18 protein-coding genes are annotated in these 21,834 nt (G+C 50.2%); 11 read left to right on the top strand and 7 right to left on the bottom strand.

Annotation, left to right across the window (positions count from 1 at the left end; genetic code table 11):
- Window positions 1-84 precede the first annotated feature (84 nt).
- From IEX02_RS12540 to IEX02_RS12530, 3 genes are all read left to right on the top strand, one after another.
- Window positions 85-312 (top strand): transposase, encoded by a 228-nt coding sequence (locus IEX02_RS12540; RefSeq protein WP_188695516.1) that lies wholly within the window; start codon window positions 85-87, stop codon window positions 310-312.
- Between the two features lie 43 nt (window positions 313-355).
- Complete coding sequence (locus IEX02_RS12535) at window positions 356-730, top strand: hypothetical protein (protein ID WP_188695513.1); 375 nt, start codon at window positions 356-358, stop codon at window positions 728-730.
- 106 nt (window positions 731-836) lie between these two features.
- Window positions 837-1,256, top strand: a complete 420-nt coding sequence (locus IEX02_RS12530; RefSeq protein ID WP_188695510.1) for a VOC family protein — start codon at window positions 837-839, stop codon at window positions 1,254-1,256.
- Window positions 1,257-1,413: 157 nt separating this feature from the next.
- Here IEX02_RS12530 and IEX02_RS12525 read toward each other — a convergent pair whose 3' ends face one another.
- A complete protein-coding gene (locus IEX02_RS12525) occupies window positions 1,414-3,654 on the bottom strand; it encodes a TonB-dependent receptor (protein ID WP_188695507.1) in 2,241 nt (746 codons plus the stop codon).
- Between the two features lie 259 nt (window positions 3,655-3,913).
- Between IEX02_RS12525 and IEX02_RS12520 the strand changes: the two genes are divergently transcribed.
- On the top strand, window positions 3,914-4,120 hold the full coding sequence (locus IEX02_RS12520) for a DUF2061 domain-containing protein (protein ID WP_188695504.1): 207 nt from the start codon (window positions 3,914-3,916) through the stop codon (window positions 4,118-4,120).
- On the opposite strand, the gene IEX02_RS12515 is transcribed toward IEX02_RS12520, so the two are convergent.
- Entirely contained in the window at window positions 4,117-7,509 is a 3,393-nt protein-coding gene (locus IEX02_RS12515; protein ID WP_188695502.1) for a hybrid sensor histidine kinase/response regulator, read from the bottom strand. The genes IEX02_RS12520 and IEX02_RS12515 overlap by 4 nt on opposite strands.
- A 384-nt stretch (window positions 7,510-7,893) precedes the next feature.
- Here IEX02_RS12515 and IEX02_RS12510 point away from each other — a divergent pair, with 384 nt between their 5' ends.
- The 6 genes from IEX02_RS12510 (at window position 7,894) to IEX02_RS12485 (ending at window position 14,128) form a co-directional block, all read left to right on the top strand.
- Window positions 7,894-8,157: a DUF4212 domain-containing protein gene (locus IEX02_RS12510; protein WP_188695499.1), complete on the top strand. Its 264-nt coding sequence runs from the start codon at window positions 7,894-7,896 to the stop codon at window positions 8,155-8,157.
- Window positions 8,158-8,162: 5 nt separating this feature from the next.
- Window positions 8,163-9,929, top strand: a complete 1,767-nt coding sequence (locus IEX02_RS12505; RefSeq protein WP_188695496.1) for a sodium:solute symporter family protein — start codon at window positions 8,163-8,165, stop codon at window positions 9,927-9,929.
- Window positions 9,930-10,023: 94 nt separating this feature from the next.
- The gene (locus IEX02_RS12500; protein WP_188695493.1) at window positions 10,024-10,542 is read left to right on the top strand and encodes a hypothetical protein; all 519 of its coding nucleotides are present in this window, start codon (window positions 10,024-10,026) and stop codon (window positions 10,540-10,542) included.
- A 3-nt stretch (window positions 10,543-10,545) separates the two neighbouring features.
- Window positions 10,546-12,369: a putative nucleotidyltransferase substrate binding domain-containing protein gene (locus IEX02_RS12495; RefSeq protein WP_188695490.1), complete on the top strand. Its 1,824-nt coding sequence runs from the start codon at window positions 10,546-10,548 to the stop codon at window positions 12,367-12,369.
- The gene (locus tag IEX02_RS12490; protein WP_188695488.1) at window positions 12,366-13,010 is read left to right on the top strand and encodes a 3'-5' exonuclease; all 645 of its coding nucleotides are present in this window, start codon (window positions 12,366-12,368) and stop codon (window positions 13,008-13,010) included. The genes IEX02_RS12495 and IEX02_RS12490 overlap by 4 nt, the downstream gene beginning before the upstream one ends.
- Before the next feature lie 260 nt (window positions 13,011-13,270).
- Window positions 13,271-14,128, top strand: coding sequence for an aminotransferase class IV (locus IEX02_RS12485; protein ID WP_188695486.1), 858 nt, complete (start codon window positions 13,271-13,273; stop codon window positions 14,126-14,128).
- Between the two features lie 59 nt (window positions 14,129-14,187).
- Here the strand turns inward: IEX02_RS12485 and fur are convergent, their stop codons facing one another.
- Window positions 14,188-14,610, bottom strand: coding sequence for a ferric iron uptake transcriptional regulator (gene fur / locus IEX02_RS12480; RefSeq protein ID WP_188695483.1), 423 nt, complete (start codon window positions 14,608-14,610; stop codon window positions 14,188-14,190).
- A gap of 300 nt (window positions 14,611-14,910) precedes the next feature.
- Here fur and IEX02_RS12475 point away from each other — a divergent pair, with 300 nt between their 5' ends.
- Window positions 14,911-16,929 (top strand): methyl-accepting chemotaxis protein, encoded by a 2,019-nt coding sequence (locus IEX02_RS12475; protein WP_188695480.1) that lies wholly within the window; start codon window positions 14,911-14,913, stop codon window positions 16,927-16,929.
- A gap of 37 nt (window positions 16,930-16,966) precedes the next feature.
- Here the strand turns inward: IEX02_RS12475 and IEX02_RS12470 are convergent, their stop codons facing one another.
- The 4 genes from IEX02_RS12470 to fldA all read right to left on the bottom strand — a co-directional run bounded on the left by IEX02_RS12470 (window position 16,967) and on the right by fldA (window position 21,818).
- Window positions 16,967-19,468: a TonB-dependent receptor gene (locus IEX02_RS12470; RefSeq protein WP_188695477.1), complete on the bottom strand. Its 2,502-nt coding sequence runs from the start codon at window positions 19,466-19,468 to the stop codon at window positions 16,967-16,969.
- A 121-nt stretch (window positions 19,469-19,589) separates the two neighbouring features.
- Window positions 19,590-20,579 carry a FecR family protein gene (locus tag IEX02_RS12465; RefSeq protein WP_188695474.1) on the bottom strand — a complete coding sequence of 330 codons (990 nt, stop codon included), beginning with the start codon at window positions 20,577-20,579 and terminating at the stop codon, window positions 19,590-19,592.
- 4 nt (window positions 20,580-20,583) lie between these two features.
- Entirely contained in the window at window positions 20,584-21,165 is a 582-nt protein-coding gene (locus IEX02_RS12460) for an RNA polymerase sigma factor (RefSeq protein WP_188695471.1), read from the bottom strand.
- 128 nt (window positions 21,166-21,293) lie between these two features.
- The gene (gene fldA, locus IEX02_RS12455; RefSeq protein ID WP_188695469.1) at window positions 21,294-21,818 is read right to left on the bottom strand and encodes a flavodoxin FldA; all 525 of its coding nucleotides are present in this window, start codon (window positions 21,816-21,818) and stop codon (window positions 21,294-21,296) included.
- Between the last annotated feature and the right edge of the window lie 16 nt (window positions 21,819-21,834).

The raw sequence follows: 21,834 nt of genomic DNA, 5'->3' as shown, positions 1-21,834 counted from the left end.
GTGGTTCACACCTTAATTGGGCGTTATACATAGGACTTACCCAAAAGAAGTGGACATCTCTTATAGTGAGATAAGAGGTGATGTATGACACGTAAAAAACGACAAGCCTATTCAGAAGAGTTTCGGCGTGAAACAGTTCGAAGAGCTGAGCAGCCTGGTAACTCCAACGCTAGCGTTGCAACCGAATTAGGTATTTCTGCCCAGCAGATTTACAACTGGCGCCGGCAATTTAACCGCCTGACAGACAAGAAATTTAGCACCATGAGTGTCTATCTTATTGAATCTACTTTATTTTATGAGAGGATCCCTTAGGTTGAGACGTCATGTGTTTCAATCATCAAGCACGGAGTAGTAAATGAATCATTATTGGGTAGTAGGCGCGTCCTGGGGTGGAACGGAGCATCAAGATAAAAAATTTATTGAACAAGGAATATGGATGCTCGGATGGGAGGAAGGTGAGCAGCCAGCACAGTACAAAAACGCTTCAGAAATTAAATCGGGTGACCGAATCGCCATTAAGCGTATGAAAGGTCGTGGTCAAACTGGCATAAAAATTCTCCATCTTGGCGTTGTAAAAGGTGTCATTCTGGATACTGATAAAGTTGTCTGTACCGTTGATTGGGTTGCAACCGACTTAGGCCGTAACATTGAAGAAAGTCGTGGTTGCTTTAAATCAATTCATGGTCCGTTTGAGAAGGACGAATGGGTAGAAAAAGTTTTTTGTCTATAGCTGGGCATGGATAACAAATTGCTCAATTGCCAGCCTCCACGGGCAGCCTATGTGTTGCTTCGACTGCCATAAGCAAGGCTAACTATTAGAACAAAAAGGTAACGTCATGGCATCACAAGAAGTACATCGAGGTCGTTTGATTGATCACGTCCAGTTGGTGGTGCGAGATTTTTCAGCCAGTCATCATTTTTATAACGCTATATTGGCCTCACTTGAGGTACCTATCACCGCTTCTGGTGATGGATATTTTTTGGCTGATGAATTGTTTGTGACGAGTATGGATATTGAAGCAGCGCTAACTGGCCGTCATCACTTAGCATTTCAAGCCAGAGATCGCGCCATGGTTGATAACTTTTACCAGGCGGCACTCGCACATGGCGGCAGAGACAATGGTGCCCCGGGAGAACGGGCTTATCATCCTGGCTATTACGCAGCTTTCGTTTTGGATCCGGATGGGAATAATATCGAAGCGGTTTATCGGGGGGAAGCTACCCGCAGTGCCGCTTCGGTGGTTATTTCGTTTTAGCCCTAGCATATCCCTGATAATCCAAGACATCTGAGAATGCTAGCGCTACATTTGGAGAGGCTTAAAGAAGAAAGATATCGTCCGATTTAATCTTTTAGATAAAAAAGCCACTTCGCGGACGGAGTGGCTTTAGGGGATTAAAGTCGGCTGCGGCCTATCAGTAGAAATTCATCTTAAATTCCACGCCGACAATACGCGGTTCATTCACAAACACCGTGTTGTTGTTAAAGTCTACCGCGCCCTTGATATTATCTTCATCGGTAATATTGCGTCCGAACAGGGCGACTGTGAAATCATGACTAAAGTTCTCATAGCCAATACGCAAGCCGCCTTCGAAGTTGTCTTTGGTACGGAACTCCACGGCGTCATAAAGGAACAGATTGGTTTCCCCTTGGAATGCCCAGTCGGTGAAGACAAAGAATTCACCGTCGTTGCCCATAGGTACGGCATAACGCGCGGTAAAGTTAATGATTTGCTTGGGCGATTGTGGGAAAGGGTTGCCGTCAATCAGCGCTTGGCCATTCACCATGGGGTCCAGCACCGTGCATTGACCAGAGCCGCAGGGAGCCACAGTTTGTGTATCATCCTGTAATTCGGTATCGCTGTAGCCATAACCGGCAGTCAGAGTCAGATTGTCGGTGGCCAGATACTCCAGATCAATCTCAAAGCCTTTACCTACGCCGCTGTCGGCGTTCAGCAAACTGTTGCCTTGAGCCTCACCACCTATTGCAGAAATTTGGATATCATCAATTTCATAGTAGAACAGCGCCACATTTAAACGCAGGGTGTTGTCCAGCAAATCGGACTTCATACCTACTTCAAAGGAGGTGATGGTCTCAGCGTCAGCAATGGTGGGCGCACCTTCAAAGGCGACGTTACGGCCCTGAATAGTTTGTGCCCTGAAGCCACTGGCAAGCCTGCTGAACAGACTGGTGCTGTTGCTGAGATTGTAATTTAATGCCAGCTCCCAGCTTAGCTGACCGTCATCTACATTGAGGTCTTCGTAGTTCTGAATCTGACATTCAGTAATGCCATCGCCGTTAAAATCCAGGAACAAACAAGCGCCGCCGACGTTCTGGGCACCTACACTAAAGTCTTTCTCATCGTAGGTGTAGCGCAGGCCACCAGTCAGGCTGAGCTTGTCTGAGAGATCATACGAACCCTGCCCAAATACCGCCCAGGTATAGTTGTCGTGATAGACAGTGGTGGAGCCGAATAATCCATCAATACTGGTAACGCCAAAAGAGGAGTCAAAGAAAAAGGCCCCGAACTGCCAGTCATACCCTTGGGTATCTTCGCTGGCAATACGCAGCTCCTGGGTAAATTGTTTCAGATCGTTAAGCTGATCTTCGGTCACGGCATCAAAGGGAATAAAGCCTGGGCCAACGCCTGCAACGCCGCCGTCTACGTCAGCTTTACCGCGACCATCAGCGGTTTCATAGGCGGTAATCGACGTCAGACTGAAGCCGTCGAAGCCTTTTTCAAGCTTTAACGACGCGCCGTGGCTACGGTATTTTTGGAAGTTGTTGTCGCCTTTGTCGTAGGACACTCTGTCTCGGTCATAACTGCTGTTCAAATCGTTACTGCCGGTGCTAACCCCATTAGCGCGGAAAATAGAAGCGGTGCCATCCAAGTCCCGGGTATGCAGGTTAAGCAGGGCGCTAAAGTCGGTGGTTTCATACAGCAATTGCAGACGCCCGGCATTTTCATGGTAGCCGCCCATGGCGTCTTCTTCCCCATTGAAGTCGTTGGCTATCCAGTCATCGCGGTTTTGTGACAGGCCAGATAAGCGGAAAGACCATTCATCGTTAATGGCATTGCCCACCGCACCTTCGAAGTTCAGGGTGCCGTAGGTGCCGCCAGCGGCTTTTACAAAAGCATCAAAGCTTTGGCCAGGCTTGACCGTATCAAATTTTACAATACCGGCGGTGGTATTGCGGCCGAACAAGCTGCCTTGTGGGCCTCGGATCACTTCCACTCTTTGTACATCAAACAGTGGGAAGCTTTTTAATATCACGTTTTCCATCACCACGTCGTCCATGATGATAGACACCGGCTGGGAGGCGGCCAAATCAAAGTCTGAGTTACCCAAACCACGGATATAGAAACGCGGTGCTACGCGGCCATTAGAGGATTCGGCATACAAACCTGGAATACGATTGGCCAGCGCCTGAACATCGTCACCGGCGGAGAATATCGCCTGTAACTTTTCGCCGCTCAGTGCTGCAATAGAAATCGGTACTTCCTGAATGCTTTGAGTACGCTTTTGCGCGGTCACTTCTATCTTCTCAAGCGAGGCGTTTTCTTTTTTGTTGGATTGTTCCTGAGCCATGAGTGGCGCAGAGAGTAGGGCGGCCTGTACGGCCAAGCCAAGTAGGGCTTTATTCATGGTTTTCATTGTGTGTTCTCGGTAGGGTGCATCTTCAGGCATTTAAAAATGCCGCTTATTATTTCTTAGACGAAAAATGCCATAGCGCAATATCCTTGCACCAGTTCGCCTTAAAACAGCTTCTATGGGCCAGACAGCAAAAGTGTGCTTGATCCACAGAGAGGTGTTTTAATCTTTTTATTAGATTAACTTGTTTCTATTTAATTGTTTTTTGCTTTTAATAAAGCCGGGTAAGCTTAAACCCTGAATCAGATTATGGAAACAACCAATGTGTAAAACCGTTACATTTGCCGTTCTTCATTTCGGTATAGCCTTTACTATCACGTATTTGCTGACCGGAGATGTCGTAGTAGGCGGGCTAGTGGCGTTGGTTGAGCCCGCGGTTAACACCCTGGCGTTTTACTTTCATGAAAAGGTTTGGCGACGAATTGAAGCCAAGCGTAATCAAGGGCCGGGGCAACAGCTTCCTGCCTAGTGTTTGTGATGCTCCAGCCAGGCTTTCAAGGCCGCCGGTTTGATGGGTTTAGCCAGAAAGCTAACCCCCATATTCTGCGCCCGTACCTTTAAGCTCTCGTCTTTGGCTGCCGTGACCAATAGTGCTGGCAAAGGGCTCTGCCAGCGGTGGCGAAGTTTTTCAATCAAGGCTAAGCCATCGGTTTTATCATCATCAAGCTGATAGTCGATTATCAGCACATCTGGGGCCTGATGGCTGTGTGCATGATCAAGGGCATCATTGACGGACTGCAGATATTCACCCTGGCATCCCCATTTGCCTAGCAGGGTTTGTAAGGCATCCAGGTTGGTCGGATTGTCATCGACACAGAGCGCCATGGTGCCGTTGAATTGTTGCTTGTTGTTATCCACCGGGCTTTGGTTTTTAAGCATCATGCTGTTGCCCATGGGCACTGTGACACTAAAACAGCTGCCTTTGCCTGGCTCAGAGCGCAACTGAATAGGGTGATTAAGCTGCTCGCTCATTTTTTTCACCACACTTAAACCTAATCCAACCCCTTTGATTTCTCCTCGGTGGGCCCGGTAAAAATCAGAGAAAACATCGGCCTGTTCAGTTTCATTAATACCAAAGCCGGTGTCCCATACCTGGATCAGTAAGTTCTGACCCCGTTTGCGACAGCCTACCAATACCCGGCCATTAGGACTGTATTTAATGGCATTGGAGATCAGGTTTTGCAGAATGCGCCGCAGGTACGTGGGGTCGCTGTACACCACCATAGGGCAAGCGCGAATCGTCAGAGCAACCTGGTTCAGCTCGGCTTGCATGCGGAATTCTTGTTCCAAGGGCCGAATTAAGTCCATCATGCTGATATGGGACAAGGTTGGTGTCAGCGCCCCTTGTTCCAACTTGGCAATTTCCAGCAAGGTGGAGATGAGCTGCTCACTGGAGGTGAGCGAGGTGCTGAGCTTATGTACAATTTGTTGGTTGTGTTCGGAAAGCTGCTCTTCATCTAAGGAAGACAAATATAAACGCGCTGCATTTAGCGGTTGCAGAATGTCGTGACTGGCCAGGGCCAGGAAACGCGTTTTGGATTGGTTGGCTTGCTCAGCGACCTGCTTGGCCTGGGTTAACTCAGCATTGATCTCACGGATCTGGCGGGTACGATGATCAATACGCTTCTCCAAATCGATATTGGCGTCTTCAAGCGCTTTTTGGATTTCAACGTGCTCGGTAATATCGTTAAAACTGGTAACAAAGCCGCCATTAGGTAATGGGTTACCATTCATCTCAATCACCCGTCCATCGGAACGGCGACGAATAAAACGATGCGGTGAGCCTTGTTGCATATGGTCAATGCGTTTGCATACCAGTTCATCTACATCACCCGGACCGCATTCGCCATTGATGGCGTTAAAACGCACCAGGTTTTCAATGGGCTGGCCAATCTCAACCATGCCGGGGGGGTAGCTAAACAAATCCAGATAGGCTTTATTCCAGGCAACCAGTTTGAGATCGCGGTCCACCACACTGATGCCCTGACTAATGTTTTCGATACTGGAGAAAAGAATGGCTTGATTGGTTTTAAGGGCTTCGGTGGTGTCTTCAAAAAAGTTAAAGACCTCTTCCACATCCATTTGTTGCCCGGATACCAGTACTTTAATCAGGGTTCGCGCGGAACTGCCGCCCAACACCCCGGATAAGGAGCGTTCACAGAACTGAATAAAGTCGTCACTGGGCAGACTGCCCCCGTCAAGGGTCTCCTGATGCTCCCTGGCGTAGCGTTCCATCAGTTGTGCCGTTCTGTTTTGTCCAATAAAAGTATTGAGCAGTTCCTGCAAATCCGCTACCCGGATTTTACTTTGCGCCGTGACCCTGCGGGTCGCGGGTGTCAGGGCATTGGGGGTAACAAAAGCACTGGCTTGCATACGTTCCAGCAAGCTGTGACCGGCACTTAAGGAGAACAACAGATAGCCGGCCAGATTTGCCAGCCAACTGATGACTACCCCCTGAGTGATAATACTGACGCTGTTGTCGCCGTGCTGTTCGGCCAGCGGAAACATAACAAATAACACCCAGCAACCGATCCCCAGCGCTAAGCCGGCCAGTACGCCACTGGCATGGCCCTGGCGCCAATACAAGCCGCCTAAAATAGCGGGCATTAATTGCACCACCAGGGAAAATGCCAGCAGGCCCATGCTGGAGAGGGCACTTTTATCGGCCCAACTACTGAAATAGACATAGGCCAATAGCAGAATAAGGAATATCACCAGGCGGCGAATATTCAGCAGCTTTTGCTTGTAGGTTTTGTCTTTCAGCCACCGCTGGGGTTGATTGCGCAGTAACAGCGGCACAATTACATCGTTAGTCAGCATGGTGGACAATGCCAGACTGGATACCACTATCATGGCCGTAGCAGCCGAAATGCCGCCGAGAAAAATCAGCAGGCTAAGTAAATGCTGATCTTGTGCCAGGGGCAACTGCATCAGGAAGGTATCCTGATCCACGCCGCTGCCGGCAAACAACAGGTTGCCAGCTAGCGCTACCGGTATAATGGCAACGGCGGTTAGTAACAGATATAACGGGAACAGCCAGCGCGCCATGGCCATATGCGACATCTTATGGTTGTCTACCACCATGACGTGGAACTGACGGGGCAAACAGAAAATCGCGGCAGCGGCCATCACCGCTTGTACAATGAAGTCAAAGGCTGAGCCTTGCCAATGCTGCCAGTCTGTCATTTGGCGTGTTATGGCCTGAGTAGAGACTTCCGGGCCGGTGAGCAAACTAAAGGCAAATAGGGCAGCGCATAACAAACCGAATAGCTTGACCAATGATTCGGCACCAATGGCAAGCATCAAACCCGAACGATACTGAGTAATATCTGAATGCCGGGTACCGAATATCACCGCAAACACGGCCATAATCAGGGTGGCGGCGAGAGCTTTATAATCACCCCCTGATTGTTCCCCCAAACCGGCGAACACACTGAAACTGGCATCTACCGCTTTAAGCTGCAGCGCAATATAAGGAATGGTGGCCAGTGTCATCAATAGGGTGACTAAGACGGCAATACTGCGTTTTTTGCCGTACCTGGAAGAAATAAAGTCGGATACCGAAGTGATATTCTGTTTTTTACTTACCAGCAGCATTTTTTGCAGCATGGGGTAACCGAACAGAAACAGCAAAATGGGGCCGAGTAAGATGGGCAAGTACTGCCATTGAGACTTGGCGGCCTGTCCCACCGCACCGTAATAAGTCCATGACGTGCAATAGATCCCCAACGCCAGGCTGTAGATAACAGGCTGGCGTGCCAGGCTATTGGCTTTGGAGCCGGACTTGTCACCTTTTTGAGCCAGCCAGAACAGCAGCCCAACGTAGGCCAGTGCAGCGAGGATCCAAAAAATTGTCATGGGCAGGTTACATCGTCGTCCATTTCCTTGCGCCTACTCTAGCACGGACCGGCGTTTTTTTTCCGGCTTATTCGACCAAGGTCGATTGCCCAAACACTGCATAGAATATGGGCTACGACCATGGTCTTAGTACAATCAAGATATTTTAACAGGGCGTTTACCTTCTCTTTGCTTAACCCGCTGAGCTTTATCTTGCCCTGCAATCCTAACCGTGCGCCCGTCTGGCGCGGGATCGCGGCCAATATCATTCGTTAACTGCACGCAGATGAGACGAGGGGCTGAATAGCTGGCACACAAAGGGTTCGACTAAAGTCGGGCTACCAGGGTCAGTTGACACTGCTAAATTAACAATAGTTTTACAACAAGAACGATAGGAGTAAACAAATGGCGGGAGATAAAGAGATGGCTGCAGCCTATTGGCAGGCCAACTTACGTTTGATCGCCGGCTGCCTGGTTGTATGGGCACTGGCGTCCTATGGATTCGGAATTTTGCTGCGCCCTATGCTGTCAGGTATTAGCGTCGGTGGCACGGATCTCGGTTTCTGGTTTGCCCAGCAAGGGTCAATCCTGACTTTCATTGCGTTGATTTTTTTCTATGCCTGGAGAATGAATCAGCTTGATAACAAATTCGGCGTTCACGAGGAGTAGGGCAAATGAGTCAGTTTGCAATTAACCTGATCTTTGTTGGTGCGTCCTTTGCCCTCTATATTGGCATTGCCATTTGGGCCAGGGCCGGATCAACGCGAGATTTCTATGTGGCCGGTGGCGGTGTTCACCCGGTGTTAAATGGTATGGCAACGGCCGCTGACTGGATGTCAGCGGCTTCCTTTATTTCTATGGCCGGTCTTATTGCCGCCGGTGGCTATGCTAACTCTACCTTCCTGATGGGATGGACGGGCGGTTATGTATTGCTTGCCATGCTGTTAGCGCCTTACTTGAGGAAATTCGGCAAATTTACTGTACCGGATTTTATCGGTGATCGCTTTTATAGCTCCAGTGCCCGTTTGGTGGCGGTAGCTTGCTTAATCATTGCCTCGGTTACCTATGTTATCGGTCAGATGACAGGTGCTGGTGTGGCCTTCAGCCGCTTCTTGGAAGTGGATAGCAGCACAGGTTTGATGATTGCGGCTGTGGTGGTGTTCTTGTACGCCGTGTTGGGTGGTATGAAAGGTATTACATACACTCAGGTGGCGCAGTACGTGGTACTGATCATTGCCTACACTATTCCAGCGGTGTTTATTTCTTTGCAATTAACCGGCAATCCGATTCCGGCGCTGGGTTTGTTCTCTGAGCATACCGAGTCTGGCATGCCACTGCTGGCCAAATTGGATCTGGTGGTGCGCGATCTTGGCTTTACCGACTATACGGCCGATGTGTCCAATAAGCTGAATATGGTGCTGTTTACTCTGTCACTGATGATTGGTACAGCTGGTCTGCCGCACGTAATCATTCGTTTCTTCACCGTACCTAAGGTGGCAGATGCGCGCTGGTCTGCTGGCTGGGCATTGGTGTTTATCGCCTTGTTGTACCTGACTGCTCCAGCGGTTGCCTCTATGGCGCGTCTGAACCTGTTGACCACTATCTATCCGGCAGGCCCAACAGCCGAGTCTATTGATTATGAGCATCGTCCAAACTGGATTCAAACTTGGGAACAAACCGGTTTGATCAAGTTTGAAGACAAAAACGGTGATGGTCGTATCCAGATGTATAAAGAGTCTCCAGCCTTTGAAGCAACGGCTGAGGCACGTGGCTGGAAAGGTAACGAACTGACAGTGAACAATGACATCCTGGTACTGGCAAATCCCGAGATTGCTAACCTGCCTGGTTGGGTTATAGGGTTGATTGCAGCTGGTGGTCTGGCGGCGGCGTTGTCGACAGCGGCCGGGTTGCTACTGGCCATTTCCTCGGCGGTGAGTCATGACCTGATTAAAGGTTCGATAAATCCGGCCATCAGTGAGAAGAATGAATTGCTGGCGGCACGTATTTCCATGGCGGTGGCCATTGTGGTGGCGACCTATCTGGGGATGAATCCGCCTGGTTTTGCCGCGCAGGTGGTGGCATTGGCCTTCGGTATCGCCGCAGCGTCCATCTTCCCTGCACTGATGATGGGTATCTTCTCCAAACGCGTAAATAACAAAGGTGTGATCTGTGGCATGCTGGCGGGACTGATTTCTACCCTAGTGTATATCTTTATGTATCTAGGTTGGTTCTTTATCCCCGGCACTAACTCGTTTGCCAATACACCGGACAACTGGATTATGGGTATTTCGCCCTTGTCCTTTGGTGCGGTTGGCGCGGTCATTAACTTTGCGGTTGCCTTTGCGGTGTCTATGGTTACTGAAGAGCCGCCAGAAGGTATCCAGGAGCTGGTTGAGAGTGTTCGCTACCCCAGAGGTGCAGGCACGGCTGTTGACCACTAATGCTTCTTCGAAACGGATATTCGACATAAAGTAGTTGGGCGGGCTGGTGACAGCCCGCTTTCATGATTAAAGACGTTCAGAGAAGGAAGTACCTATGTTGTGGGAGTTTGTTGCAACCCTGGTGGCTGGTATCGGTGCTGCTGGTATCGCGCTGATAATTGGCAAACTGAGTAAGAACAAATCACCTAAATGGCTGATTCCGGTCTTTGCCGGACTGGGCATGCTGGGCTTTCAGGTACAAGCCGAATATAACTGGTTTTCGCATCAGGCAAGTTTGCTACCTCAAGGGGTAAAAGTTGTGCGTAGCGTCGATGAACAGGCCTGGTATCGTCCGTGGAGCTTTGTGTGGCCGCAAACAGTACGTTTTATGGCAGTAGATACCAAAAACGTTGCCACCAATAACATGCATGCCGATTGGCTGATGATAGACCTTTACTTGTTTGAGCGTCGTATGGCCGCTAAACGGGTGACTCAGGTGCTCAGTTGTCAGGCCCAAGCGATGGCTCCTTTTTCCGACAAATTGTCGGCTCCCGATGCAAGACAGGGCGTCAGCCGGGACTGGGTAAAACTGGCATCCGACGACCCACTGCTTGCACTGCTTTGTAGTGAGTAGACTATGAATGATTCCACCCTGGCATTTTTACATCGCTGTGCACCCTTTGACCGCTTGTCGGATACCTTGCTGCAATATTGTCAACGCCATCTGACTCTGCATTATTTGTGTCAGGACAATGTGCTGGAAGTGGTTCCCCGGGATAAGCCGCAGTTGTATCTGATTAAGCAGGGGACCTTCGATTTAATTGGCAGTAATCGCCAGTTAATCGAGCGACTTGAACCCGGTGATATATTTGGTTATCCGTCACTGATGACCAAACGAGCAATCACCAATACCGTTAAGGTGTTGGAAGAGGGTTTTTTGTTTTCGCTGGGGCAAGTGCATTTTGATTATCTTTGTCAGCACAGCCAGGAGTTTGTTGATTACTTTGCCCGCGCACTGGGGGACAGGTTGTTAACCGAAACGCGCAGTGATATCAGTACCGATTGGACCCAGTTGCCTATTGCCGACATTATTGAACGGCCTTTGATTCGCTTAGACGGTCATCAAAGTATGGCGGATGCGGCGGTGTTGATGACCGAACAGAAAGTGTCTTGTTTGCTGATCTGTGAACAGGAAGAATTAGTCGGTATTGTCACCGATCGGGACATTCGCAGCCGGGTGGTGGCTGCCAGGGAGTCTTTTGAATTACCTGTCAGGCAATTTATGACCTCGCCGGTGATCAGTATTGATAGCGAAGCGCCCTTATTTGACGCTATGCAACTGATGACCAGCCACAACGTACACCATGTTGCGGTGGTGAATAACAATCAGCCAGTGGGCGTGATTACGGCCACCGACTTGATGCGTCAGCAGCGCAGTGAACCACTGTTTTTGATTAATCGTATTCGTAAGGCTGAGAGTGTTGAGCAACTCGAAGCCATAGCAGAGCAGGTGCCGGAGCACCTCAACCAGTTTGCTAACCGGGTGGTGGATGTACGTTTGGTGGGGGATATGTTGGCCACCTTCACCGATGCGTTTAACATCCAGTTGATTCGTTTATATCTGCGTGAGCACGGCCCGGCGCCTTGTGCCTTTGTATGGCTAACCTTTGGCTCACAAGCCCGGCGTGACCAATCCATGAGTTCAGATCAGGACAATGGCTTGTTGCTGGATGATGCTGCCGATGAGCAGAGCATGGCCTGGTTTGCCGAGTTGGCTGAGTTTGTCTGTCAGGGGCTGGCCCGCTGCGGATTAACCTTGTGTAAAGGCAATATCATGGCCAGCAATCCAGAATTACGTCAGCCCTTATCGGCCTGGGTGGAGAAGTTTCGGGGCTGGACTCAGGAACCCGATCAAAAGGCCTTGTTGCACAGTAATATCTTTTTTGACCGGCGTATGTTGTACGGCGACAAGTGGCTGTTCGAACAATTTGACAAGCAGATTGCCAAGTATGCGCAGAATCAGATTTTTTTGGCTAATCTGGCAGCGAACGCTGCCGATTTGGCAGTTCCCATTGGCCTGTTTAATCGTTTTCGCACTCGTCAGATAGGTAAGCATCGAGAGGTGCTGGATATCAAAAAAAGCGCCATTGCGATCATCAATGACATTGTGCGTATTCATGCGCTTAACGCCGGTGTTCGTCAGTGCAGTACGCCGGAACGCTTAGCCACACTCGGTGAAAGCAAGGCAATGAACCGCAAGGATTGTCTGGATCTTTTAGCGGCCTGGCGGTTTTTAGTGCAATTGCGTTTGCAGCATCAGTTAGGTCAGGCTGAACCGGATAACTTTATTGCCCCCGATGCGTTGGACTCCTTGGCCCGCCGGCAATTAAAAAGTGCTTTCAGGCTCATTAAAGACGCGCAGGAAGGGCTGGCATTGAAGTACTCCCGGGGGGCATTTTGAGTAACCTGGCCAGACATATTAAACACTGGTTCTCTGCTAAACCTAAGTTGGCCGATTGGCGGGAATACCGTTATCTGGCTTTAGATCTTGAGCTGTCGAGCCTGGATCCGCATCAAGGAGAGATCCTGTCCATTGGCTGGGTACCGGTTAAACCGCCGAGCATTTACCAGCAACAAGGTGTGGAGTTGTTGATTAAGGACCCTGGGGATCTGGGACAGAGCCCGGTGATTCATGGCCTGACTCGTAAACAGTTAAACAGTGGCATTTCACTTAAAGAAGCACTGGGCCAGCTATTGGATGCGACGGCCCAGGACAGTGATAATTTGTGGCTATTGCATCATGCCGGTTTGGACTTGGCGTTTTTGCGTAAGGCTTTTGAGGATTGCGGATTACCTTTTGAAACCCCACGCATAGTGGATACATTTCGATTGGAGCAACGTTTGCTGATGCGCCGGGGCAAGGAGCCTCAGTTCGAAGGACTGACTCTGGATAAATGTCGTCAGCGCTATGGTTTGGACGGACATCCCGCTCACAATGCGCTGGAAGATGCACTGGCCACCGCGGAGTTGTTTCTTTGTCACGGCTTCCAGAATTTTGGCAAGCAGGGGCGTACCTTATCGGACCTCCTGTCCCGGCCTTGAATTCTCGCCTGCGTACTGGCATTTGGCGATGTTCCCTAACCCTAACCCATCGCTATATCTGCTGATTTAACCACTCTACCTATAGCTTAATGCGCAGCCCTCGAGCTGCACTGTTAGCGGGTCATGTCACTGGGCGAATCGCAGCTATGCTTAGTCATACCTTTCTGTCAGGTTGTTGTAACAAATTGGAATGACTGTAGATAGGTCGCGAGCTAAATTTCAGATATGATTCGCCAGCTTAATATGCAGATGGAGCCTTAATGAGCATTGTATATTTAAACGGGCAGTTTATGCCCATGGAGCAGGCCAGCATTTCTCCGCTGGACAGAGGATTTCTGTTTGGAGACGGTATCTATGAAGTGATCCCCTGTTTTGACGCGCAACCTGTTGGGTTTGCGCTGCATATACAGCGTATGCAGGATGGTTTGAGCGAATTAGGTATCAAGGTGCCGCTGACCCTGGCGCAGTGGCAAGAGATTGTGGAGCAATTGCTTGAAGCCAACGGTAAAGGCAATCTGGGTGTTTATCTACATGTAAGCCGGGGCATGCAGCCCAAGCGCAACCATGCTTACCCTGAAGACGCGACACCAACAGTATTTGGTTTTGCCTTTGATATTGGCCAGGCCCCAAGCTCAGATCCCAAACAGGTTCGTACCTTCCGTGCGGTTACCGAGCAAGATCAGCGTTGGCGCCGTTGCCATATTAAATCCACGGCGTTGCTGGGCAATATTATGCACTACCATCAGGGACAACAGCGTGGCGCTGATGAAGTGTTGCTGTTTAACGAACAGCAGCAGCTTACCGAGGCTGCCGCCTGTAACGTGTTTGTGGTGAAGGACAAGGTGATAGCGACACCTGTGCTTGATCATCAGATTCTGCCAGGTATTACCCGCCATATTCTGCTGGCTATTTTGCGTCAGGATGGTGGTTTTACCGTGGAAGAACGCGCCATCAGCTTGGCTGAGGTGCAAAATGCCGACGAATTATGGTTGACCAGTTCCAGTAAAGAAGTGGCGCCCATTGTGAGCCTGAACGGCCAAGCAGTTGGTGGTGGACAGCCAGGCCCGGTATGGGAACAAGTGCAACAGTTGTTCACTGCCCATAAATATGAATACTGATTTTACCTGAGTGAAAAATAAAAAAGCTGCCTAGGCAGCTTTTTTTATTCATGCTGAAACTACTCGCTGTCTGCGCAAGTCGGTTCACAGTAACCGTACAGGTACAAGCTGTGGTGGGTTAATCTGATGTTGTTCTTTTTGGCAACTTCGGCTTGTCGCTGCTCAATAATTTCATCTTCAAACTCAACCACTTTGCCACATCTGAGACAAACCAAGTGATCGTGGTGTTTCTTATGGCCAATTTCGAACACGGACTTACCGCCTTCGAAATGGTGACGATCCAGTAAGCCGGCGTCATCAAATTGGTTTAGCACCCGGTAAACCGTCGCCAGGCCAATTTCCTCACCTTGGTCCAAGAGAATCTTGTACACGTCTTCAGCACTGATGTGCTGGTTTTTGGGATCCTGCAGTATCTCTAGGATTTTGATACGGGGTAAGGTGACCTTCAGGCCAGCTTTTTTCAACTCTTGGTTCTGATCCATGCAACAAGTGCCCACATTGTTATAGGTGGTCTCATTATAGGGAAGTCGGGCAAGATGAAAAGCCATTCCATGGCAATTGTGCAACTGCTCGACGACAGCAGTATGTCTTTTGTTCTTCGGAGATCAAGCGCGTCATCAACTATTGGCAAGGTGTTAACTGGGTGTTAACATCCTGGTCAGACCAGGTGTGAGCAGAAAACGCTGGGCGTTCTTTGTGAATAGGGTCGTCATTTACCTATCCATGGACTATATAAAATAATTAAAGAGGGGATGAACCCTCGCATAATCAGGTAGTTATCCATGCGAATAACCGTTGTTGGTAAAATTGTTACCGGCTTTGTGCTGTTTGGCGTGTTGTTGCTTTGTACCAGTATTTTGTCCTACTGGGGATTGTCCAGTATCCGTGATTCGGCTCAACTGGTGGCGAAGGAGAAAATGCCGGTACAAGCACGTATGCTGGCAGCGCAAACCCAGATCCTAAGCTTGGACAAGGTATCCTTGCAGGGCTACTTTCTGAATCAGTTGCCAGGTCTTGAGGCTAACTATGATGAGTTCAGTCGTTTATCCGCGCAGTTTGGTGAGCTGCTAACGCAGTTGGACGCCTTGTCGCTGGCTGAGGATGAAAAACACAGTTTACGCCAGGCAGTAGAAGCCTCATCCCGCTATTTACGCGCCTCAGATGGTATGTATGCGTCACGTCGCCAGGCCCTGCAAGCCAGACAGAACATTGAGAGCTTCTATAAAGAATTGCAGTATAGCGGCGGAGATGCCGGGGCTAACCTGTTGGATATGGCTGAAATGGATGGGGCCGAAGAAGGGCGCCTGGCATCTGTGGTGGGAGCGGGGGCACGGATAGATAACATCATTATCACCTTACTCAATGCGTCAAAAGAGTACCTGGTGGCCACCGATGCCGAACTGAGCGTTAACATTGAAGAAAACCTGGTGTTGACCTTGGGTGATTTGGCCAACAATGTTGACTATATCAACAGGCTGGCCGAAGGCCTGGATACCGATGGTCTGATGGCGGCATTTAATGACCAATATCAGCTTTTTGTTCGCCAGTTTAACGGGCCGGGGGGGCTGGTTGAACAGCAGCGCCAGCGTATTCAGTTTATTGTCCAGGCCGAACAACAAATGGCAGAGGCCGAGCAGGGCTTACAGAATGCCAGGCAGCATCTGGCGAGCTTATTTGCCAAGGTGAATGGCGATACCCTTGATGGGCAAAATGCCATATTGGATGTGGTGCAGAACAATATTGTTAAGACCCTGGTGATTCTGGCTTTGGCCCTGGTTTTGGTCATCATCATCGGCACGATGGCTGCCCGCAGTATTTCCCGTCCCATGGAGAAAATTCGTGCCAGTTTAAGCATTATTAGTCAGGGCGATCTGACCCACAAAGCCGATGCTTCTGGGGAGGATGAATTTGCCGCGCTGGCAAGTGATGTGAACCAGCTAAGTGCCAGTTTGCATCAGGTGGTTGAACGTATTACCCGTCAGGAAAGCTTGCTTGAAAAAGCCACCCGCAGCAGTGAAGCACTGTCACAGAAGACGCTAGAGCAGGTAGAGCAGCAAACCTTCAGAATCAAACAAACTGCAGAGCATACCGAGCAGGTCAGAGCCACAAGTAAAAGTAATCTGGTACAGATTCAGAATAACAGAGCTCAGCTTAGCCAGGTTTTAGAGCAGGCAGCGAAGGCCAGTGAGTTGGTGAGTGCATCACGCCGTCAAATTCAGGCTCAGGCCGAGCAGGCGGTAGAGTCCGGTCAGATCATTGACCGCCTGGATAATAACAGCCGCAGTATTGGCGGTATTTTGGATGTGATTAAAACCATCGCAGCACAAACCAATTTGCTAGCTTTAAATGCTGCCATTGAAGCCGCCAGAGCGGGTGAGCAAGGCAGAGGGTTTGCCGTGGTGGCCGATGAGGTCAGAACCCTGGCCAATCGTACCCATCAGTCCACCGAGGAAATTGAGCAGATGATCTTGAGTCTGCAATCTGATGCAGGGCAAGCCGTAACAGCTATCGAAACAGGCCAGGTACAGGCCCAGGACAGCGTAGGTTTGATTGAGCAGGTCAACCAGGAGATTGGAGCTATCAGGCAAATCATCGAGGCACTGACGCAAGTGAACAGCGATATTGTCACGGATACCGAAAGTCAGGACGAATTACTCAATACGGTCACTGACAGTTTGCAACGCCTGGTTGAGCTGACCGAACAAAGTGGGCAATCCACCCGCCATTCCAGCGAAGCCATCGCTGAGGTAGGTGAGTTGATGCAACAGTTAAGTCAGGCTGTGGCGCGTTTTACACTGTAAAAAAGGGCCCGTTTGGGCCCTTGATGTATCGAGAGGATTAGAAACTGTAGTTTATCCCGGCACCAAAAGTGGCAGGGGCACCCACCAGTCTGGCGCCAGCATTCAGCTCCAAGAAGTATTCCTTATCCAGAATATTGCGACCATAGGCATATAAGGTCATGCCATTATTCATGGCCAGCTCCAGGCGCAGTCCAAGCAAGGAGTAGGAAGGAGTCAGATTACCTTCACCGGCATTCAGACGGTTTGACTCTTCGTCATGGTAGCTGTACTCCAGGCGGGCGCGCACCTGTGAGTCAGCCAGTAAATGCAGGTATTCCAGGGCGGCGTTACCACTCCAGCGCGGCGAGCCTGGCAGCGGATCGCCCAGGGTGTTTTGCACGTCATTGACCCGGTTGGAATGAAACTCGGTGATCTCTGAGTCTAAATAGGTGACGGCTGCGTCCAGGTTGAATGACTGATTATCACCTTGCCATACCGGCAGCGACAGCGCGGCTTCGGCCCCTTTGACTTCGGCCTTACCTACGTTGGTACGTCCGTTTGTGTCGTTGGCCAGACGGGCGGTGGCTTGCAGTTCTTCAAACTCATAAGAGAACAGATCCACGCTCAGATTCAAGCCTTCTTCGTGCACGTAGCGCAAGCCAGCCTCATAGGCCAGAACTTCTTCTGAATCAAAAGGCTCTGTTTCTTCCAGGCTGAAGATGGAAGTGCCGTCAAAACCGCCACCACGATAGGCAGTGCCCACAGAGGCAAAGACGTTCAGGCGATCAGACACAAAGTAAGTGGCAGACACTTTGCCCGACAGATTGTTGTCGGTAAATTCTTTGTCCCAGGAAAAGTTGGATGGAGACTTAAAGTAATCTTCAAACACTGACACACCCCAGGGATCGTGGTCTATGTTGCTACCACGGAATTTGACCTGGTCGGTGGTGTAACGCAGACCGGCATTAATGCTCAGATCGTCGGTCAGGTACCAGTCGACATTACCAAACAGGGCGGAGCTATTGCGACGCTGGCTGTAAGGAGAGCTGTACTGTGACATTACCGCATAGCTGGTCCAGTCGCTGACAAAATCTACGCTGTCGCTGACCAAGAAAGCCCCAACCATCCAATCGATTTCACCGCCACTTGGGTCTGACAGGCGCACTTCCAATGAGCTTTGCTCCAGCTCTTCGTCAAAGTCATAGCGAAAACGAGGGAAAGGTGTACCGTCACCATTACCTGATACCTTGCGCTCGCTACTTTGATAACCGGCTAACACATCCAGGTTCATTTGATTAGGAAGCTGGTGGGAGAACTCGCCGTTAAAGCCGTTTACATCGATTTGATGGGAGTAATACTCAGATGCGTAGAAACGATAAGGATCGCTGTCTTCACCGGCGTTTAGGGCTGGCTTGTCGTCAGCCAGGGCGACACGATCATACTGACGAGTATCGCCATTGTTGGCGCTCATAAAATAGCGCAGAGTCAGTTCTGTTACCGGACTGAAGGCATACTGTACCGTTCCACGCATGGCAAACAGATCAGCATCACCAAAACCGTCTCGCTTACCCGGATCGCTGACAGGAGGGATAATCCCCTCAAAACCTTCAGGTACATAACCGGCAAAACTGCCTGCCCCTTCGCCGTCCATAAAGCCGCCGCCCTGACGCATAGTAACCGCGACGCGGGCACCCAGTTTATCGGACAGGGGGCCGCCTACCGCAAAGGTACCAGAAATATGGTCGTAGGAACCGTACTCCAGTTCCGCATAGCCTTCCAGCTCATCGGTGGCGCCTCGGGTGATAGCGTTGATGGCACCGGCCGTGGTGTTGCGACCATACAAGGTACCTTGTGGGCCTTTCACTACTTCGATACGTTCCAGGTCAAACAATGGCATGCTCAGGTAAGCATTAGAGGTCTGGTAAATGCCGTCCACATGCAAGGCGACGGATGGGTTGCCGTTGGGTTTATAGTCATCGGCGCCACCGATACCGCGTATGGTGATAAAGCTGTTTTCCGGGCCACCAAAGGCCGAGTTGATGGAAACGCCAGCCAGGCTGTCCACCAGATCGGTAAAGTCGCTGATGCCTTTGTCGCGAATAGCTTGCTGCCCCAGTACTGATAGCGCCACAGGCACATCCTGCAAGGTACTTTCGCGCTTCATGGCGGTCACTACGATTTCATCCATGCTTTTAGCGGTGGATACCTGTCGTTCAGTGTGAGTGTCGGCACTGCTTTGACCGGCTTTGATGACCAGGGTACCGTTATGGTCTTGCTGCACCTGTAAGCCACTGCCTTGCAACATCTGGCGAACCTGGTCCAGCGGCGGAAGCTGGTTGTCGGCCGCAGCCGCGGTCTTATCTCTAACCAGGCGGGTAGGGGCAATGATCACTAAGCCCAGTTGTTGAGATAAGCTGTTTAAGGCCTGTCCCAAAGGCTGGCCGGTGAGCGTCGTAGTTTGGCTTTGGGCGTAGCCGACTGATGCACAACCAAAAGTCAGGGCTGAGACTACAGCCAGGTGGCAAAGAGAATGTTTAACGGGCGCCGGAAAGGCTTTCATGTGCGGATACTCCAATAATTAGTTTGTGTGACGTCTGATGTCATTCCAAGGAGTCCGGACTGGCGAAAATTTTCCAGCCAAAATGAAAATGTCATGGAAACTTCATATAACTGGCCAATAACTACTCAGTCTGCTGGATTACTGTCCGCCCTGACTCTGCTACTAGTGTTAAGTCATGGGCCAGCAATAACCCTTCCAGCATTTGATCGATCTGATCAATGCGACAGGATGTCGTGATTTGTAATGCTGCTAACTGACTATCATCTATTTCAATGGGGGTGGTTCGGTAGCGATTCAGCTCCTGCATGACCTCACTCAGCGGTGTGCCGTCATAACTGAGCCGGCCTTGCAGCCAGGTAAGAGACTGACCACTGTCAAACTCACGGACTTCACCCATCAGGTTGCCATCGGTATCAGCCAGTTGCTGTTGGCCGGCGCTGAGCATCAGGCCTTGCTCTGGCTGATCCGTATTCAGAGCGGCGAGTTGAACACGCCCTTCATGGACTGACAGACGCAGTTGTCTGTCGCCTAAACTGATTTCAAATGCGGTACCCACCACTGTGATGCGCGAACCTGCGCTGCTGATCACAAAGGGGTGTGCGGTGTCATGGGCAATATCGAAATACAATGTGCCAGATTGCATCGCCAAACGGCGTTGATTATTTTCAAATTTGTAGCTGAATTTGGCTTGCCCGGCTGCCACCAAACGGCTGCCGTCAGCCAACAAAACTTCGGTATTGGTGTGAGCTGGGGTGGTAAAGTGCTGAAGCGCAATAGTATCTGCGGGCAAGTTGTGATGCTGCCAGTTCCAGCCTGCTACCATCAGCAATGCCGCTGCAGCTATGCCTAACCAGCTTGACATACCTATGCCTGGTACAGCCCGCTTAGGTTGTGCGGGTAACATATCGGTTAGCTCTGCCAGGTTGTCCAGCAGACCCAACTGGCGCCAAAGTTTTTCACTGCGGACAAATGCCTGACGATGTTTTTCTGATTGTGTTATCCATTGGCTGAACTCGGCTTTTAATTGCGCCGTTGGCGTATCTTCCATGAGTTTAACCAGCCAGGCGCGGGCCTGAGCCTCAATGGCAACCTGATTATCCTGTACTGTCATTGGCTTATTCCTGTGGCTGGCTGGCTGCCAGATGGGCCAGGGCACTGGTCAACTGGCGACTGATATCCGCCAGACTCCAACCCGTTTGCTCGGCAATCTGTGCGTAGGTTTGGCCTTTGATGCGACAGCGCAGCAGAATTTCCTGCTGTTTGTCAGTTAATCCCGCCATCGCGCGCTGCAGGGCATCAAGTTGTTGCGTTTGCGAAAGCTGATGTTCTGGACAGACTTCGTTGCTCAGAATTTCGTCGTCTTCTAACTGTTCGGCAAGAAATTCGCGGGTCTTTACAATATGGCCAATAGATTTGTGACCGATATTAAAGGCCACTTTGTACAGGAAAGCCTTGGGGTTGTGCACATGGCTAAGGTTGTCCATTTGCGACAATTTGGTAAAAGCATCCTGGGCTATATCCTGAGGGTCGGGTGGCCCGTCACCATATAAACGGCGCAACCGGCCGCACAGTTCATTCCAGCATTGGTGGTAGAGGGTTTCGACCACGCGCTTTTGACGCACTTTGGCAGATTCAATGGGGACTACACTGGCCGATATCGGCCTGAATGTGGGAAAAGATTGCGCCTTATTCATCATCTTGCAAGCCATAAAACGGCCCCTTCACTGGGGCTTGGATGCCTTGGGATGCGCAGCTTAGTCGGACTATGTTACAGATTTATGGCGAAAAAAAAGGAGCCATAGGCTCCTTCTTGAATAGATTTGGCTTATTCCAGTTCAGCCAGGCACATTTCTTCGTGAATTTGCTTACACCAGGCTTTTACCCGCTGTTCGGTCAATTCTGGCTGACGGTCTTCGTCAATGCCCAGGCCAACAAAATGGTTGTCATCTGCCATGCCTTTACTGGCTTCGAAATGGTAGCTGTCGGTGGGCCAGTGACCAATTATAATGGCACCACGGGCTTCAACGATATCGCGGATCATGCCCATGGCATCCAGGAAATACTCGGCATAGTCTTCCTGATCACCACAGCCAAAAATGGCTACCAACTTGTCGGTGAAATCAATCTCTTCCAGTTCAGGGAAGAAATCATCCCAATCACATTGAGCTTCACCGTAATACCAGGTCGGGATACCGAACATCAGCAGATCAAAGTTAGCAATATCCTCTTTGCTGCTTTTGGCGATATCGTGGACGTCGATTAAGTTCTTGCCCAACTCTTTTTGAATCATCTTGGCAACATGTTCGGTGTTGCCTGTGTCGCTACCGAAAAATAGTCCAACACTTGCCATATGTCTTGATACCTCT

The sequence above is a fragment of the Bowmanella pacifica genome (assembly GCF_014645355.1).
GTDB classification, from domain to species: Bacteria; Pseudomonadota; Gammaproteobacteria; order Enterobacterales; family Alteromonadaceae; genus Bowmanella; species Bowmanella pacifica.
The sequence above is the reverse complement of the archived record's forward strand: the minus strand, read 5'-3'. Positions and strand labels throughout refer to the sequence as shown.